General features: G+C 70.9%; 10 protein-coding genes. 4 read left to right on the plus strand and 6 right to left on the minus strand.

What is annotated here, in order from left to right:
• The first annotated feature begins 41 nt into the window (after positions 1 to 41).
• Genes BJ979_RS05200 through BJ979_RS05210 form a run of 3 tightly spaced genes read left to right on the plus strand, consistent with a single transcriptional unit; the run spans position 42 to position 5,507 of the window.
• Positions 42 to 1,064: a LacI family DNA-binding transcriptional regulator gene (locus tag BJ979_RS05200; RefSeq protein WP_281360913.1), complete on the plus strand. Its 1,023-nt coding sequence runs from the start codon at positions 42 to 44 to the stop codon at positions 1,062 to 1,064.
• A complete protein-coding gene (locus BJ979_RS05205; RefSeq protein WP_179565836.1) occupies positions 1,061 to 4,546 on the plus strand; it encodes a family 78 glycoside hydrolase catalytic domain in 3,486 nt (1,161 codons plus the stop codon). The genes BJ979_RS05200 and BJ979_RS05205 overlap by 4 nt, the downstream gene beginning before the upstream one ends.
• Positions 4,506 to 5,507, plus strand: a complete 1,002-nt coding sequence (locus BJ979_RS05210; protein ID WP_179565838.1) for an alpha/beta fold hydrolase — start codon at positions 4,506 to 4,508, stop codon at positions 5,505 to 5,507. Before BJ979_RS05205 ends, BJ979_RS05210 begins: the two co-directional genes overlap by 41 nt.
• Positions 5,508 to 5,548: 41 nt before the next feature.
• Here the strand turns inward: BJ979_RS05210 and BJ979_RS05215 are convergent, their stop codons facing one another.
• The 4 genes from BJ979_RS05215 to BJ979_RS05230 form a co-directional block, all read right to left on the minus strand.
• Positions 5,549 to 7,873: a hypothetical protein gene (locus BJ979_RS05215; RefSeq protein WP_179565840.1), complete on the minus strand. Its 2,325-nt coding sequence runs from the start codon at positions 7,871 to 7,873 to the stop codon at positions 5,549 to 5,551.
• Positions 7,874 to 8,178: 305 nt separating this feature from the next.
• Positions 8,179 to 9,033, minus strand: coding sequence for an NmrA family NAD(P)-binding protein (locus BJ979_RS05220; protein ID WP_179565842.1), 855 nt, complete (start codon positions 9,031 to 9,033; stop codon positions 8,179 to 8,181).
• A gap of 32 nt (positions 9,034 to 9,065) precedes the next feature.
• A complete protein-coding gene (locus tag BJ979_RS05225; RefSeq protein WP_179565844.1) occupies positions 9,066 to 10,103 on the minus strand; it encodes an amidohydrolase family protein in 1,038 nt (345 codons plus the stop codon).
• 81 nt (positions 10,104 to 10,184) lie between these two features.
• Positions 10,185 to 11,438, minus strand: coding sequence for a glycoside hydrolase family 76 protein (locus BJ979_RS05230; RefSeq protein ID WP_179565846.1), 1,254 nt, complete (start codon positions 11,436 to 11,438; stop codon positions 10,185 to 10,187).
• Positions 11,439 to 11,649: 211 nt separating this feature from the next.
• Between BJ979_RS05230 and BJ979_RS05235 the strand changes: the two genes are divergently transcribed.
• Positions 11,650 to 12,537, plus strand: a complete 888-nt coding sequence (locus BJ979_RS05235; protein WP_179565848.1) for an ROK family protein — start codon at positions 11,650 to 11,652, stop codon at positions 12,535 to 12,537.
• A gap of 16 nt (positions 12,538 to 12,553) precedes the next feature.
• On the opposite strand, the gene BJ979_RS05240 is transcribed toward BJ979_RS05235, so the two are convergent.
• Positions 12,554 to 14,338 (minus strand): class I mannose-6-phosphate isomerase, encoded by a 1,785-nt coding sequence (locus BJ979_RS05240; protein WP_343046605.1) that lies wholly within the window; start codon positions 14,336 to 14,338, stop codon positions 12,554 to 12,556.
• A gap of 163 nt (positions 14,339 to 14,501) precedes the next feature.
• Complete coding sequence (locus BJ979_RS05245; protein ID WP_179565850.1) at positions 14,502 to 15,560, minus strand: LacI family DNA-binding transcriptional regulator; 1,059 nt, start codon at positions 15,558 to 15,560, stop codon at positions 14,502 to 14,504.
• Positions 15,561 to 15,605 lie beyond the last annotated feature (45 nt).

Consider the following 15,605-nt stretch of genomic DNA (forward strand, 5'->3'; position numbering starts at 1 on the left):
GTGGGATGTCCCGGCCACCGGCAGCACGACCCGCACGACCGATGAAAGGCAGAGAAGTGGTCAGCATCCGAGACGTCGCAGACCAGGCAGGCGTGTCGATCGGCACCGTGTCGAAGTACATGAACACGCCCGAGCGTGTCGCCCCGGCGACCAAGCGCCGCATCGCGGCCGCCATCGGCTCGCTCGGCTACGTGCGCAACGAGGCCGCACGTCAGCTGCGCGCCGGCGCGAGCCGCCTGGTGATGTTCGTCGCCATGGAGCTCAACAACCCGTTCTTCGGCGAGGTCGCCGACGCGATGGAGCGCCGTGCGGCCCTCAACGACCTGTACTTCAACATCGCCTGCGGCAACGGCGATCCGGAGCGCGAGTCGCGCTACATCGAGATGCTCGTGCAGCAGCGCGGTTTCGGGCTCCTCCTCTCGTCGGGCCACACCCGTCAGGCCGACTTCGACCTGCTGGAGCAGCGGCGCATCCCCACCGTGCTGGTCGACGCCTACGAGCCGGACCCCCGATTCTCGTCCGTGTCGATCGACGACACCGTCGGCGGACGCCAGGCGGCTCAGCACCTCGTCGAGCAGGGATGCCGCTCGATCGTCTTCGTCGGCAGCGATCTGCACGTGCGGCAGCTGGCCGCGCGGGCAGAAGGCGCTCGCGCCGCCGTCACCGCCGCGGGCGGTGCCTCATTCGAGCTGTTCTCGACCCCCGAGCGCTCGATCAGCGCCGGACGCGCGGCGGCGCGAGCGCTGCTGGACCGCGGCCCGGATGCGATGCCCGACGGCATCTTCGCCGCGAACGACCTCCTCGCGATCGGCCTGGTCGAGGAGTTCACCGAGCGCGGCGTCCGCGTGCCGGCCGACGTCGCGATCATCGGCTACGACGACATCGAGTTCGCCGCGGCGGCCTCGATCCCGATCTCGAGCATCCACCGCCCCCGCGAGTCGTTCGGCCGGACCGCCATCGACCTGCTGACCGACACGGCCGAGCGGCCGGCGGGCGCCCCGGGCGTCAGCGACATCGTCATCCGACCGGAGCTGATCATGCGCGCCAGCTCGCTGCGCCGATGACCCGCGAGAGCGACGCGGTGCGCATCGAGGATCGGGAGCTCACCGGCCCGCATGGCCTGCTGCCGGTGCGGATCTACCATCCCGCCGCGGCGCCGGGCGAGCTCGGCCTGGTCTGGGCGCACGGCGGATCGTTCATCGGCGGCGACCTCGACGCGGCCGAGTCCGACTGGGTCGCACGCCGACTCGTCGAGCAGGGGATCACGGTGGTGGCGGTCGACTACCGTCTCGCGCCCGTCCCCGAGGAGCTCGTCCCGGTTCTCGGCCGCCGCGGAGGAGTGCACTATCCCGTCCCCTCGGAAGAGCTCTCGGCGGCATTCGCCTGGGCCGCATCGGGCGACGGGCCGGCTCCCGGGGCGATATGGATGCTCGGCGGCGCGAGCGCCGGAGCCGCACTGGCCTCCGGAGCGGCACTGCGCCTGCGTGATCGGGGCGGGGCCGCTCCTGCCGGGCTCGTGCTCGCCTACCCTCTGCTGCACTACGTGATCCCCGAACCGGATCCGGACCTGGCTTCGGCCCTCGAGCAGCTGCCTCCCGGCGAGCGCTTCCTCCCCGGCGACGTCGCGGCCATGAACGACAACCACCTCGGCCCGCTCGCAGAATCCGATGCCGACTACGCCTTCGCCGGCGGCAAGGACCTGACCGGCATGCCGCCGACACTGCTCGTCGCGTCCGAGCTCGACGGGCTGCGCCCCTCGGCCGAGAGCTTCGCGCTCGAGCTGCGTGCGCACCGGGTGGACGCGCAGCTCGAGATCGAGCCGGAGACCCGCCACGGCCATCTCGCCACCCCTGACAATCCCGGAGCGCAGCGCACGATCGACCGCATCGTCGCGTGGGCACGTTCCCGACCCCTCGAGGAGCGCACCATGCACTCGGTCCTCTCCGCCGCCGCGGCTCCGACACGACTGCGCATCGAGCGCCGCGAGGACGGTCTCGGCGTCGGCACGTCGCGCCCGCGACTGAGCTGGTCGATCCCCGGCGCCCCCGTCGGCTGGACCGCGGCCACGGCCCAGGCCGAGGCGGTGGACGGGTCGGGTGAGCGTGTGGTGGCGACGGTCGGCCCGCGAGGAGTCGTCGAGGCCTGGCCCTTCCCGCCGCTGTCATCGGGTGAGGCCCGCGATGTGCGGGTGAGAGTGCGCGGAGACGATGGGCTGTGGACGGCCTGGAGCGACGCGCTCCGCGTCGAAGCCGGGCTCCTGGATTCCACCGATTGGCGGGCGCATTTCATCGCGGCGCCCTGGCTGGAGGACACCCGGGTCGACCAGCGTCCGCCGCTGATGCGGACCGAGATCTCGATCGACGGGGAAGTGGAGTCCGCGCGCCTGCGCAGCACGAGTCTGGGCGTGCACGAACTCGAGATCGACGGGCAGCGGATCGGAGACGAGCTGCTGTCACCCGGGTGGAGCTCCTACGGGCACCGGCTCCGCTACACGACGCAGGATGTCACGGAGCAGGTCCGATCCGCGGGCCGGCGCCTCGCGATCGGCGCCTGGATCGGCGACGGCTGGTACCGCGGGCGGATCGGCTGGGATGAGCGGATCCGCAATGTCTGGGGCGACACCCTCGCGCTGCTGGTGCAGCTCGAGATCACCTACCGCGACGGACGGCGTCAGATCATCGGGACCGATTCGAGCTGGCGGGCGGCGCGGGGACCGATTACGCGGTCGGGCATCTACGACGGCGAACGATTCGACCTGCGTGAGCTGCCCGAAGGCTGGAGCCGGCCCGGCTTCGACGACGCCGCATGGGAGCCGGTGCGGCTGCTGCCTCGCCCCGCCGCCGAGCTGGTCGCCTACGACGGCCCGCCTGTGCGCGTCATCGAGGAGGTCCGGCCGCAGCGCATCATCCGGCACGATGGCGGCACCCACCAGTTCGACTTCGGCCAGAATCTGGTCGGGCGCCTGCGCCTTCCGGCCTCGACCATGTCGCCCTTCGGTCTGCGGATGCGGCATGCCGAGGTCATGCAGGACGGCGAGCTCTCGACTCGTCCGCTGCGCACCGCCGAGGCCTTCGACACGCTCAGCGTCGCCACCGGGCCGCGCACCGACGAGACGCCATCCTGGTCACCGCGATTCACCTTCCACGGTTTCCGCTACGCGGACGTCGAGGGCCTGCCGGGAGACCCTTCGCCGGAGGACGTCGTCGCCGAGGTGATCCACTCGGACATGCGGCGCACCGGCTGGTTCCGCAGCTCGGATCCGCTGCTCGAGCGCCTGCACGAGAACGTCGTCTGGAGCATGCGCGGCAACTTCGTCGATGTGCCCACCGACTGCCCCCAGCGAGATGAGCGCCTCGGCTGGACCGGCGACCTGCAGGTCTTCGCGCCGACCGCGGCTTTCCTCTACGACTGCTCAGGGCTGCTCCGATCCTGGCTCCGGGATGTCGCTGCCGAGCAGCGGCCCTCCGGCGCGATCCCGCACTTCGTGCCCGACGTGCCCGAGCTGGACCTCGAGATCGGGTTCACGGCGATCTGGGGCGACGTCGCCGCGCTGACACCGTGGGATCTGTACGAGGCGTTCGGCGATCGGGGCATGCTCGCCGAGCAGTATCCGACCGCGCGACGCTGGGTCGAGGGGCTCCGCTCGGCCGCCGACGCGGATGGACTGATCACGGGCGAGTTCCAATTCGGCGACTGGCTCGACCCCTCCGCTCCCGTCGACAACGCCCTGGCGGCCAAGGCAGATTCGAACCTGCTCGCCACCGCGTACTACCAGCGCAGCGCGGCGATCCTGGCTCGGGCTGCGGCGGCGATCGGCGAGACCGACGACGCCCGCGAGTACGCGGAACTGGCGGAGCGCGTCCGCGTCGCCTTCCTGGATCGCTTCTCGCCCGCGCCCGGCGTGCTGAGCGATGACGCGCAGGCGTCGTACGCCGTCGCGATCCGGTTCGGCCTCTTCGGGGACGACGAGACGGCGCGCCTCGCCGGCGCCCGGCTGGCCGAGCTCGTCCGCGAGCGCGGACATCTCATCGGCACGGGCTTCGCGGGAACACCCGCGATCTGCCACGCACTCGCCGATACCGGCCACCTCGACGATGCCTACGCGATGCTGATGCAGACGCAGAGCCCCTCGTGGCTCTATCCGGTCACCCAGGGGGCGACCACGATCTGGGAGCGCTGGGACAGCCTCACGCCGAATGGCCGCGTGAACGACGCCGGGATGACGTCGTTCAACCACTACGCACTCGGTGCGGTCGCCGACTTCCTGCACCGCACCGTCGCCGGCATCGCGCCCGCGGCTCCCGGCTACGAGCGCATCCTGTTCCGTCCACGACCGGGAGGCGGGCTCGAGTCCGCCGGAGCGACGCTCGAGACGCCGTTCGGTCGCGCCTCGATCGACTGGCGGCTGACCGCCGAGGGATGCCGCGTCGATGTGGTGGTGCCGGTCGGAGCATCGGCGACGCTCGACCTGCGGGCGGTCGGCGGCGACGTGCGCGAACTCGGCCATGGTTCGCACTCGGCGGTGGTCGATCTCGTTGCCGTCTGACCGACTGCCGCGGCGCCCGGCCATCGACCGGGAGCTGCGCGTCGGGATCGAGTTCGACCCCGACGCGCAGCTGCCCCCGTTCGACGCCGCGGCGATCGCCGCCCTGCGGGAGACGGACGTGGAAGCGGTCGATGCGGCACTCGCGGGCCTGCGTCGGCGGGACGTGACGCTCACCGGGTTCGGCGACGGCGCGATCGAGGTGTCCGTGCTGGATGCGAGTCAGGGGTTCGCGCGGCCGGCCATCCTGTTCATCCACGGCGGCGGCATGGTCGGCGGCACGCGCTGGGGTGGGATCGACGAGGTGGTGGGCTGGATCCGGCTCTTCTCCGCCGTCGCGATCACGGTCGACTACCGTCTCGCGCCCGAGCACCCCGATCCGACACCGGTGGAGGACTGCTTCGCGGCACTGCAGTGGGTCGTCGAACACGCTGCGGAGCTCGGTGTCGACCCCGCGCGCGTCGTCGTGGCGGGCGCCAGTGCGGGCGGCGGCCTCGCCGCTGGCGTGGCGCTGCTGGCGAGGGACCGCGGTGGGCCCGCGCCGGCCGGGCAGCTTCTGATCTGCCCGATGCTCGACGATCGCGGCGAGACGACGTCCGCTGCGCAATACGCGTCGACGGGCATCTGGAATGCCCGCGACAATCGGTTCGGCTGGTCGGCCCTCCTGGGCGAACGCCGTGGCGGCCCGGACGTATCCGTCTACGCGGCACCGGCGCGTGCCGGCGACCTCTCCGATCTTGCTCCCGCTTTCATCGACTGCGGCAGCTCGGAGGTCTTCCGCGATGAGGATGTCGCCTATGCCAGCAGGATCTGGGCGGATGGCGGCGACGCGGAGCTGCACGTCTGGCCCGGTGGGTTCCACGGCTTCGACGCGGTCGTGCCGGCGGCGGCCATCTCGCGTCATGCGCGTGATGCCCGATGTCGTTGGCTCGCGCGCATCCTGTCGAGCGACGCGACCGGGTGAGCTTCGGCCGCCGAGAACCACTCTCGGCGGCCGAAGCCGGATCAGACAGAACCGACGGAGATGGCGTCGATCGACACGACACCCGGCGATCCTGTCGGGTCGAGCCGCAGCTGCTTGATCGTGCCGGTCCAGTTCGGATTGGTGCCCATGTCGACGGTGTAGTCGGTGTACCCGGTGGCGTTGACCGCCGAGGTGAAGGTGACCACCTTGTCGCCGCTGAAGGCGGGGCTCGACGCCGTGGTGAAGTAGATCGCTCCGGCCGGGTCGCTCGTCTGGTTCTTCATCCGCAGGTGGAGGTAGCGGTTGCTGCTCGCGAGCGCGAGGTCGTCCTGCGACAGGATGTACGGATCCGTGCCGGCGGATGTCAGCGTCAACGCTCCTCCGGTGACTTCGGCGGCGGAGAGCTGGTTCCACGCGTTCTGGTTCCACGCCTCGAAGTCCGTCGGGGTGGTGAAGTTCCAGGCGTACGGCGTCGTCGAGCTCGTATACGCGATCGACGGCGTCCAGCTCGCCGTGTCGTAGCTGTTGTCGGCTCCGTTCGCGCCGACGATGAAGTACAGCTTGTCACCCGCCGCGACCGCGATGCTGTCGCGATTCGTGGTGACCCCGACTCCGTCGGTGCCCGCGATCACCTGCGGCCCGCCACTGGTGGGCCACACCTGCGTCGCGGAACCGCCCGTGATCTTGACGATCGATCCGGTGACGCCGTTGCCGCCGCTGACGCCGTTGCCGGTGTCGGACTTGAGCAGGCGTCCGCGGATGCTCACGGTCCCGCTGTAGGGGGCTGTCCAGACTCGCGCGACGTCGCCGCCCGAGAGCGGTGCCATGCCCGACGGACCCACGTACTGGCCTGCGGTGCGCTGCCAGGTGCCGCCGAAAGGCGAGGCGGTGAAGGTCGGCAGATCGGTCCAGCCGCCGCCGGAGAGGTAGCGGTAGCTCCACTGGTTCGCGCCCTGGGTTCCGCTGAACTGCGCAGCGGCGAAGTTCCCGGGCGAGGTGACCGCCGTGTTGTTCGTCAGCACGAGATCGCCGATGCGGTCGCCGCCGAGGAAGTTCTTGTTCGGCTCGGTGTAGAGGTTGTCCGACACCGGCCCGCTCGGCGCCGAGCTCGTGCCCCCTTGATGGATCGAGGCATCGGAGCCGGTCGCGTTGGTCTTCGCCCAGTTGTTGTGCGCGAAGGTGTTGCCGTCGATCTCCGTCGTCACCACATCCAGTGGCGAATTGGGGAAGGCCGGGTCCGGCGGGTGGATGCCGAGCATCTCGACGCCCGGGCCGGCGTTCCCGGCGAAGTAGTTGTTGCGCAACTTCACGTTCTTCTCGAAGTACTCGAAGTCGATCGCGGTCTGGTCGTTCGAACCGGTCGCCGGGGTGCCGACGAAGGAGTTGTTGACGAAGGTGAGGTCGTTCACCATGCCGATGAACACCTGTGCGGTCCCGGAGTTCGTGTGGCACGCCGCGCCTCGGAAGAACGACGAGTCGCGCACGACCGCTCGCGTCACGCCGACGAAGCGGAAGGCGTCGGAGCATCCGAGACCCGCGGCCTGATAGGCCGCTCCGGCATGGCCGTCGTCGTCGGAGATCGCGAGCTGCGACACCGTGATGTCCTGCAGCGGGAAGGTGCCCGACTGCTTGTGGTCCGGTCCTTCGTTCGTGGCGGAGAACGCGAGGGTATTGATGTTGTGCGTCCCGCTGATCGCCGTCGCGGTGATCCCCTTCGCGGCGTAATCCGAGGAGGCGGTGAGCGCCAGCGCCGGATCGACGGTCACGAGGATGCCGGCGGAGAGCACGATGTTGTTCGCCGCGGCCCACGGATCCACGGGTGCGCCCGGGAAGTTCGGGTAGCCGGTGCTGTGCACGGCCCAGATGCCCTTGTTGTCGTGCGTGGTGATGTCCGTCAGCCGCAACCCCTGATGGCCTTTGGTCGAGTAGTAGACCAGGATGCCGGCGGCCGCGTTCCCCACCTCGAGGTGCTCGACGGCCCAGTAGTCGGGGTTCGTGAGCTTCACCGACAGGTCGTTGTCGCCCTGGCTCCGCAGGATCTTGGGGTTCGCGCCGGTGCCGTAGGCGCCCAGCGTGATCCATGCGTTCGCGGTGCCGGTGCCGCTGACCGAGAGCTGCTGGTTCCAGCTCGCGCCGCGGGCCAGCAGGATCGAGTCGCCGGCCGAGAAGGGCCCGTGGGCGTTCGCCGGGGTGAAGCTGCACCACGGCTGTGTCTGCGTGGCAGGGCCCGAGTCGGAGCAGCTCGATCCGGGTCGGCTGTCGATGTAGTAGGCGGTGCTCGCGGCTGACGCCGGGATCGGCGTCAGGGTCGCCGCGATCGCGAGCGCGATCCCGGCGAGAACCGCACCTCGTTGTGCGTGTCGCATCGTCGTCCTTCTCTCGTCGACGGGCGGATCCCCGAATCGGATCGGTCCGAACGCGTCTCGGCGTCGAGGGCCGCCACCGTCATGGCGACCTCACCGTACGACATTTTTCGCTTCCGCGGTATAACGTTTCATTAAGTTCCAGCGCTGATAAGTCAGGCCTGGAAGATCTCGATGGACTCGGTTCGTTGTAACGGTTCACTCGAGTGATCTGAACGTCGAATCTCAGGTGCTCAGTCGGAGGCGGGTCAACGAACGGCGAGCGTGGGTCGGCGCGCGCCATCGAAGGACTCCCGCGGACGCGACCCCTACCGGGCTGAGGCGGCCAGTGCCGGGGCGGCCACGTCTGCGGCGAATCGGTCGAAATCGATCGGATCGCGCCCGAGCACGGTCCGGATGTCCGTGCTGACGCGCGCCGCTTCACCGGCGGCGTAGTGCGCGTAGTCCTCGACGAGGCCGTCGACCTGCCAGTCCGGGATGGCTCCGCGCAGCGCGTCGGCGAACTCGGTCGGCGGCACGTCCTCGAAGCGGATACGAGTCCGGGTGGCCGCGGACAGCGCGTCCGCCATCGCGGCGTGGGTGAGAGCGGTGGGCCCCGTCAGGTCGATCGTTCCGAGCGGCTCCCCGGTCAGCGCGGCCGCGCCGACGGCGCCGATATCGCGCACATCGACGGCACTGACCGCGGCGTCGCCGATCGGAGCGGCCAGCACGCCGCTCCTCAGCTGGTCACCGAACAGCAGCAGTCCCTGCATGAACAGGTTCGGGCGCAGCACGCTCGCGGCGATCCCGCTCGAGGCGAGGTGCTCTTCGACGGCTGCGTGGTACCGCAGGAACCGCACCGGCGAATCCGTCGCCGCGGCGAACTGCGAGAGCAGCACGATGTGCTCGACTCCGGCGGTCGAGGCGGCATCGATGAACCGGCGCTGCTGAGACTCGGCGCCCTCGGTCGACGGCGTGACGAGGAACGCCGCGCGGATGCCGTCGAAGGCGGAGGCGAGCGCGGCGGTGTCGTCGAGATCGGCCCGCACGTGGATGCCGCCCGCGGGGAGCTCCAGGTGCTCCCTCCTGCTGATCGCACGGTAGGAGGCGCCCGTCTCGGACAGCGCGGTCGCGATCGCGCCGCCCGTCGATCCGGATGCGCCGGTGAGGAGGATGTCGGTCATGATTCGCCTTCCTGATCGGGTTCGGGTGGGAGTCAGCGCCGGCTTTCGGCTTCCCCGGGCGGGAGATCGCGCAGGCGGTACAGCCGTTGCGCGTTGCCGCCCCGGAACGCGGTTCGGGCGTCGTCGTCGGGCAAGCACGTGAGCAGCTCGTCGAGGTCGGACGCGCTGGGGCGCTGGAACGGGTAGTCGGTCGAGTACACGATCCGATCGGGGGTCGTGATCTCGAGCGCGTGCCGCAGAAGCGTCGGGCTCATCATCCCCGAGTTGGTGATGACGACGTTGTCACGGACGTAGTCGGAGATCGAGCGATCGAGGCCGGCCGCCCTTGCGAGGCTGTTCGTGCGGTCGGACCAGAACGGCAGCAGTTCGCCCCAGTGTCCGAGGACGATCTGCAGGTCCGGATGGCGGTCGAAGGTGCCGCGGAGCATCAGCCGGAGAGCGGCGGTGGCCGCCTCGATGTGCCAGCCCCAGCCGAAGGTCGCGAGGCCGAGCGAGACGATGTCGTCGAACCCCGAGTAGGAGTCGGCGCGGGTCCCCGCCGGAGCGATCTGCGGATGGATCGACACGGGGGTGCCGAGCTGGGTGGCCGCATCCCAGAAGCCGTCGTACGCGGGGTCGTCGAGCGCGCGGTCGCCGATGCGGCCGTGGACCATCACCCCCACCGCACCGGCGGCGACCGCGCGTTCGAGTTCGGCGACGACGGCGTCGGGTGCGGCGAGAGGCAACGAGGCGAGGGCGCGGAGCCGGTCCGGGTGCGCACGGACTGCGTCCGTGACGGCGTCGTTGACGGCGCGGCTCATCGCGATCGCCTCGGCCGGCGCAAGCGGGCCGATTCCGGGTGGGGTGAGCGACACCAGTGCCAGATCGACCCCGGCGGCGTCCATCGCCGCGACCCGGCCGGCGCCGAGGTCCGTCAGACGCGAGGACTCGTCGCCGCGGTGGTTCAGCACGAGGCTCTCGTCGCGCAGCGAGTCGGGCAGGCGCCCGAGCGCGTCCTCCAGCCACCCGGGCATCCAGTGCTCCTCGACGGCGATCGTCGTCGCGCGGGGGTTCGCATCCGTGCTCGTCATGCCTCCACTCTGCTCGTTCCGAGTGCGACGCGCTGGCGTCAGTTCCACCGGGCGTGAGGCTGACGTCGAGCACCCCGCTGCTCAGGCGATCCGGTGGTACTGGCTGCGGTCCCACGCGAGCGAGGCCATGATCTGCACGACCGCCGCCTGCTCGAGGGTGCTGATCCGGGTCGCGGGGTCCGGTGCGCCTCCGCCCGACGGTCCGAATCGGTACAGGCCCGTGGTCGCGTCGCGGTTGGCCCGCCAGATCTGAGCCGCGTACTTCGCGACGGTGGCGCGATACCGCGGATCGTGCTGGACGGAGTCGAGCAGCAGCAGGTCGTCGAAGTACATCTCGTTGAACACGGCCGGCTGGGCGTAGAGGCGGTTCTCGGCCGTCCAGTAGTCGAGCGAGCCCCTCGCGGCGGCGGTCGCCCGTTGCAGCCACGCCGCGTCCGAAGTCGCCCGGTAGAGGATCGTCGCCGTGCCGATCATCGCTCCCGAGTTGTAGGTCCAGAGCGTCGTGTTGAGCGATCCGTCGTCGTCGCGGCTGTTCCAGTAGAGGCCGTCGGACTGCTTGAGGCAGCGCTCGTTCCAGTCGTAGAGCTGGGTGGCCCACGCCAGGTAGCCGGGGTCGCGCGTCTGCTCGTAGAGGTGGGCCGCGAGCTGCGCGCCGAGACCCGTGATGTTCGCGCCGCGGGTGGTGTTGGCGGGCGACGCGATCCAGTTCAGGCCCCCGGGGCAGGTGGCCGACGGATCGGTGTCCCAGCCGCGCAGCACGACGGAGAGCTGCGATCGCGCGTGCGTGAGGTCGGCGGGGTCGTTCGACCGCTGGAATCGCTGGAAGTACGAGAGCCCGATGATCGCGTTGTCGTCGTAGAAGACGTCGCCGCCCCCGCCGAGCGGCGGCGCCACGGCGGACTCGTAACCCGGGTAGCCCTCGGCGTCGAATCCGGCGTAGGACTGCAGGCTCGTGAAGCGCGCGGCGGCATCCGCGGCGTAACGAGGTCCGACTCCGGGGACGTCGGCGACATCCATCGCGGCCTCCGTCGCCTCGCGGAACGTCCACAGGTACGAGTAGGGGTTCTCGCCGGGGAGGACGGGCGCGTTCTCGACGAACAGGCCGTGACCGGAGGAGTCGAGGAAGAGGTTCGACTGCAGGGCGTCGTAGGCGCCGGCCGCGCGATTCGCCCAGTCGGGGGCCGCGGCGCGCGCTCCGGGTGGGGTGTCGTCGGGTGCTGCGCTCTGCTTCGATGCGGCGTAGGCGGCGGGGGACGAGAGCGTCGCGAGGGCGAGCACTCCGATGGTCGTGACGGCGGTTCCAGCCCGGGCGGCGAATGTGACAGACGGACGCATCTGCGCTCCTCGGATCGTGCCCGCGTCGCTCGTCACGACGCCGGCGTCGGATTGCGTTTGTTAACGTTAACAATCGTTCCGCGATCGCGCTAGTGTCAAGGCGCGACGCGAACCCGCTGAGCGACGCGATCGTCCCCGCGTCTCAGGTCGTGCCGTCCGATGCCCGAGCTCGGACGGCACGACGGAGATCCCGACGACTGGAGGAGCCAGAGTGACCGACCGTCCCGCCGCCGGAGTCATGGACATCGGAGGATCGCACTCGACCGCCGCCCTGATCGGAGGAGGCCCCGCCGCGCCGGACATCCTGGCGAGAGCAGAAGGGCACGTGGATGCGGCCGCCGGGCCCGACGACCTGCTGCGCGCCATGGTCGCGCCGGCCGTCGCCCTCGACGTGCCCGATCTGCCCTGGATGATCGCCCTGCCCGGGCCGTTCGACTATCCGCGCGGCGTCGGCGATTTCGCCGGGGTCGGCAAGTTCGATGCCATCGCCGGGGTGCCGCTGGCGCGTCCGTTCGCGACGCTGCTGCGCACGGACGCGCGGCGCATCCGATTCATCAACGATGCCGCCGCCTTCGCCATCGGGGAGTGGTCTGCCGATGCCCGCAGAGCCGCCCGATTCGTCGGGATCACGCTCGGAACCGGCGTCGGCTCGGCGTTCCTGCGCGACGGCCGCCCGGTCGAGTCGGGCCCGGGTGTGCCGCCCTCGGGATGGGTGCACCTGCTCGAGGTCGACGGCGAGCCGCTCGAGACCCGGGTGTCGACCGCCGCGATCATCGCCGACCACCTCGAGCGCACCGGGCGGCGCCGCACGGTGGCCGAGGTCGCCGACGCCGCGCGCTCGGGCGATCCGGTCGCGAGCGCCGTCTGGCGTCGCGCCATGACGACGCTCGGCGAGGTGCTAGCCCCGTCGCTGGCGGCGTTCGGCGCCGACGAGCTCGTGATCGGCGGCGGGATGTCGCGTTCGTGGGATCTCATCGACGAGCCGCTGCGCGCGGCGCTCACCGCGGCGCCGGAACTCGTCGACCTGATCCTGCGACCCGCGGAGCGCCGCGACGACGCGGCCCTGCTCGGGGCGGCGATCGCCGCGACCCGCGACTGATCGCCGCCCCGCCGGGTCAGTCGCGCACCACGGTCGCCGTCGTCCTCGCGGTCGTCGTCTCGGTCGCGCGCACGGACGCCTTCAGCGTCGCGAGTCGCTGCCCCTCCCCGGCGCCGTGGGGGCGGATCGTGTAGCGGCCGACCGCGGCCGGCACGATGAACGTCTCGGCGTAGTGCACCACGAAGGGCTCGAACGCCGCTTCGGGGCTCTCGACGATCGCCTCCGCGCCCTCGACGAGGTTGAGCACGTTGACGGTGCCGCGGGTGTCGTGCGGCACGACGTCGGTGAACCAGTGCCGGCGCGTCTCGATGAACTCGAGCTCGTGCAGCCCGGTGCGCTCCTCGACCCAGCCGTCGCCGCGGGCGACCTCCGTGGTCTGCGCGACGAGGTTGTCGCGCGTCCACTGCGTGTCGCGATCCCACTGGATGTTGTTCAGCGCGTGCTCCAGGTGCACGGGGCGCGGGATGCCGTCGAGTCCGACCCGGCCCCAGTCCCACATCTTGAAGGTGAAGATGTACGGCGTCGCCGAGATCTCGAGCACCATCGAATCGGCGCCCGAGCAGTGCACGGTGCCGGCGGGGATGGCGAAGTGGTCGTGCTTCTGCGCCGGGAAGGTGTTGACGAAGTCGGTCGCTGCGAACTCGGGGCCGCCGGCCGCCGCCGTGCGCAGGGCCGCGGCCATCTGCTCGGGCTCGACGTCGTCGCGCAGGCCCAGGTACACCTCGGCGCCCTCGCCGGCATCCATCAGGTAGTAGCTCTCGTCTTGCGTGTAGGTCATGCCGAAGACGTCGGAGATGTAGTCGGTCAGCGGATGCACCTGCAGCGAGAGGTTGCCGCCGGCCATCGTGTCGAGGAAGTCGAAGCGGATGGGGAACTCGGCGCCGAAGCGGGCGAAGGTCAGCTCACCCAGCAGCTCGCGCGGATGCGCGAACACGAGGTCGAGCGCGGGCAGCTCGATCGTCGTCTCGCCGACGCGCAGCAGCAGGCTGTTCTCCTCGGGCACGCAGTCGAAGCACCAGGCCAGGTTGCCGTCGGCCGGCAGGTCGAAGACTTCCTGCATCCAGTGGCCGCCCCAGACGCCGGGGTCGAAGAAGGGGACGACCCGGAACGGCTGCGCCGCCGCCGTGCTCAGCCCGAGGCGGAAGGTGCTGGCCGTGATCAGCTTCGCGTGGTCGAGGTCGATCGTCGTGTCGAGCACGTAGTCGAGGCGGGGGAAGAGAGCGCGCTTGTGCCGGTCGGCGACGCGCCACTCGACGAAGAAGCCGCGCTTGACCTTGCGCAGCGCATCTTCGTCGCCGTTGTCGCAGCGCCAGTTCGGCGCTCCGGCACGCTGCCGGGTCTGGATCTCCCAGCGCGGCATGTCGGCCAGCACGACGGTGCGGAAGTCGCAGGGGACGAGGGCGGCACCCCAGCCGACGACGATGACCCGGCGGTCGGCGGCGCGGATCCGATCCGCGACCGCGGCGAGCCGCTCGGGGTCGTAGAAGTCGGGGAGGCGCTGATGGCCCATGACCCCGAAGACCCGGTCGTCGGTCAGATTCGCGCTGATCAGCTCGTCGATGCGCTCGATCGGCAGCGCGGCGGCGTCTTCGACGTCGATGACGAGGGCGTCGGGCAGCGCGGCGCGGGCGGCGGCGATGATGGCGGGGATGTCGGCGCCCGGGTAGGCGTCGATGGCGAGCGCCGCGCCGGGGCCCTCGAAACTCGCGCCGAGTTCGGCCCAGACGTCGGCGCCGCTCCAGACAGGCTCGGTCGACGGCAGGTCGATGGCCGGCTGCGTGTCGTACGACCCCTTCGGCACGCCTCGAGGCAGGTATCTCGTCACTGGCGGCACTCCGTTCGCTCGGTGGCGGCGGTGTTCGAGCCGTGTGGCGTCCGCGCCGATTGATAACGTTATCTCGGATCGGCGCGGGCGCAAGCCACCCGACCGGGCGAGTGCCCCGGCGGGCGTCGGATCGACCGGCTCAGGGAGCCGGGACCTCCTGCAGCCGCGCCGGCAGTTCGATCACCCGACCGGCGACCGCGGGATCGAGCCCCTCGATGCGCTCGAGCAGCATGCTCGCCGCGCGCCGGCCGAGCTCGCGCGCGTCGTGCGCCACCACCGAGAGCGGCACGGGGGAGAGGTCGGCGAACTCGAACGAGTCGAATCCGATCAGTCGGATGCGCAGCGGCGCGGCCGAGCGGCGTCGGCGGCGATCGAGCTCGATGGCGCGGATCGCGCCGATGGTGTTGCGGTTGTTGGCCGTGAAGACGGCTGTCGGCGGGTCGGCGAGCTGCAGCAGCGCCTGCATCGCCGCCTCGGCCGACTGCACATCCCTCTGGCCGGCGAGCACCAGATCCTCGTCGATCGCGATGCCGCGCACGGCGTGGGCGTCTCGGAATCCCTGCAGCCGCCGACGACCGGTGAAGACCGAGGCCTGAGTGCCGAGGAATCCGACGCGCGTGTGTCCTTCGGCGAGGATGCGGTCGGTCGCGGCGAACGCGCCGCCGATGTCGTCGACCAGCACCGTGTCGACGTCGAGGTCGTCGAGCGCCCGCGAGGCGAGGGCGATGGGCACTCCGCCCTGCGCGGCCGTGCGGAGGTGCACGCTGTCGGCGGCCGACCCCGACGGCACCACGATGAGCCCCTCGACCTGGCGGCCGAGGAAGTCGGCGACGAGGCGCGACTCGAGCTCCGCATCCTCGTTCGAGTTGCCGATCAGGATGCGGCGCGAGTGCTCGGCGGCGACCTCTTCGATTCCCCGCTGCATCTCGGCGTAGTACGGGTTGGCGATGTTCGTGATCGTCACGCCGATCAGTCCCGAGCGATGACCGGGGCGCAGGCTGCGGGCGTTCTCGTTGCGGCGATAGCCGAGGGTGGATGCCGCCGACCGCACGCGCTCCTGCACTTCGGGGCGCACGTTGAGGTTGCCCGAGAAGACCCGCGACACCGTCATCGGGCTGACGCCGGCGAGGACCGCGACGTCGCGCAGCGTCGGCGGGCGGGCCGCCGGCGAGGCCACCGGATCGGGTGTCGCGCTCATGGGGTCACGGTATCGGAGGCCGCGGATCGTTGTGCTCCGTCGCGA

The sequence above is a fragment of the Schumannella luteola genome (assembly GCF_013408685.1).
Taxonomy (GTDB): Bacteria; Actinomycetota; Actinomycetes; order Actinomycetales; family Microbacteriaceae; genus Schumannella; species Schumannella luteola.

Excerpts from the sequence above, each read along its gene's own strand:
- BJ979_RS05210 (WP_179565838.1), top strand. The coding sequence starts at position 4,506 with ATGGTTCGCACTCGGCGGTGGTCGATCTCGTTGCCGTCTGACCGACTG.
- BJ979_RS05245 (WP_179565850.1), bottom strand. The coding sequence starts at position 15,560 with ATGAGCGCGACACCCGATCCGGTGGCCTCGCCGGCGGCCCGCCCGCCG.
- BJ979_RS05225 (WP_179565844.1), bottom strand. The coding sequence starts at position 10,103 with ATGACGAGCACGGATGCGAACCCCCGCGCGACGACGATCGCCGTCGAG.
- BJ979_RS05205 (WP_179565836.1), top strand. The coding sequence starts at position 1,061 with ATGACCCGCGAGAGCGACGCGGTGCGCATCGAGGATCGGGAGCTCACC.
- BJ979_RS05220 (WP_179565842.1), bottom strand. The coding sequence starts at position 9,033 with ATGACCGACATCCTCCTCACCGGCGCATCCGGATCGACGGGCGGCGCG.
- BJ979_RS05215 (WP_179565840.1), bottom strand. The coding sequence starts at position 7,873 with ATGCGACACGCACAACGAGGTGCGGTTCTCGCCGGGATCGCGCTCGCG.
- BJ979_RS05230 (WP_179565846.1), bottom strand. The coding sequence starts at position 11,438 with ATGCGTCCGTCTGTCACATTCGCCGCCCGGGCTGGAACCGCCGTCACG.
- BJ979_RS05200 (WP_281360913.1), top strand. The coding sequence starts at position 42 with ATGAAAGGCAGAGAAGTGGTCAGCATCCGAGACGTCGCAGACCAGGCA.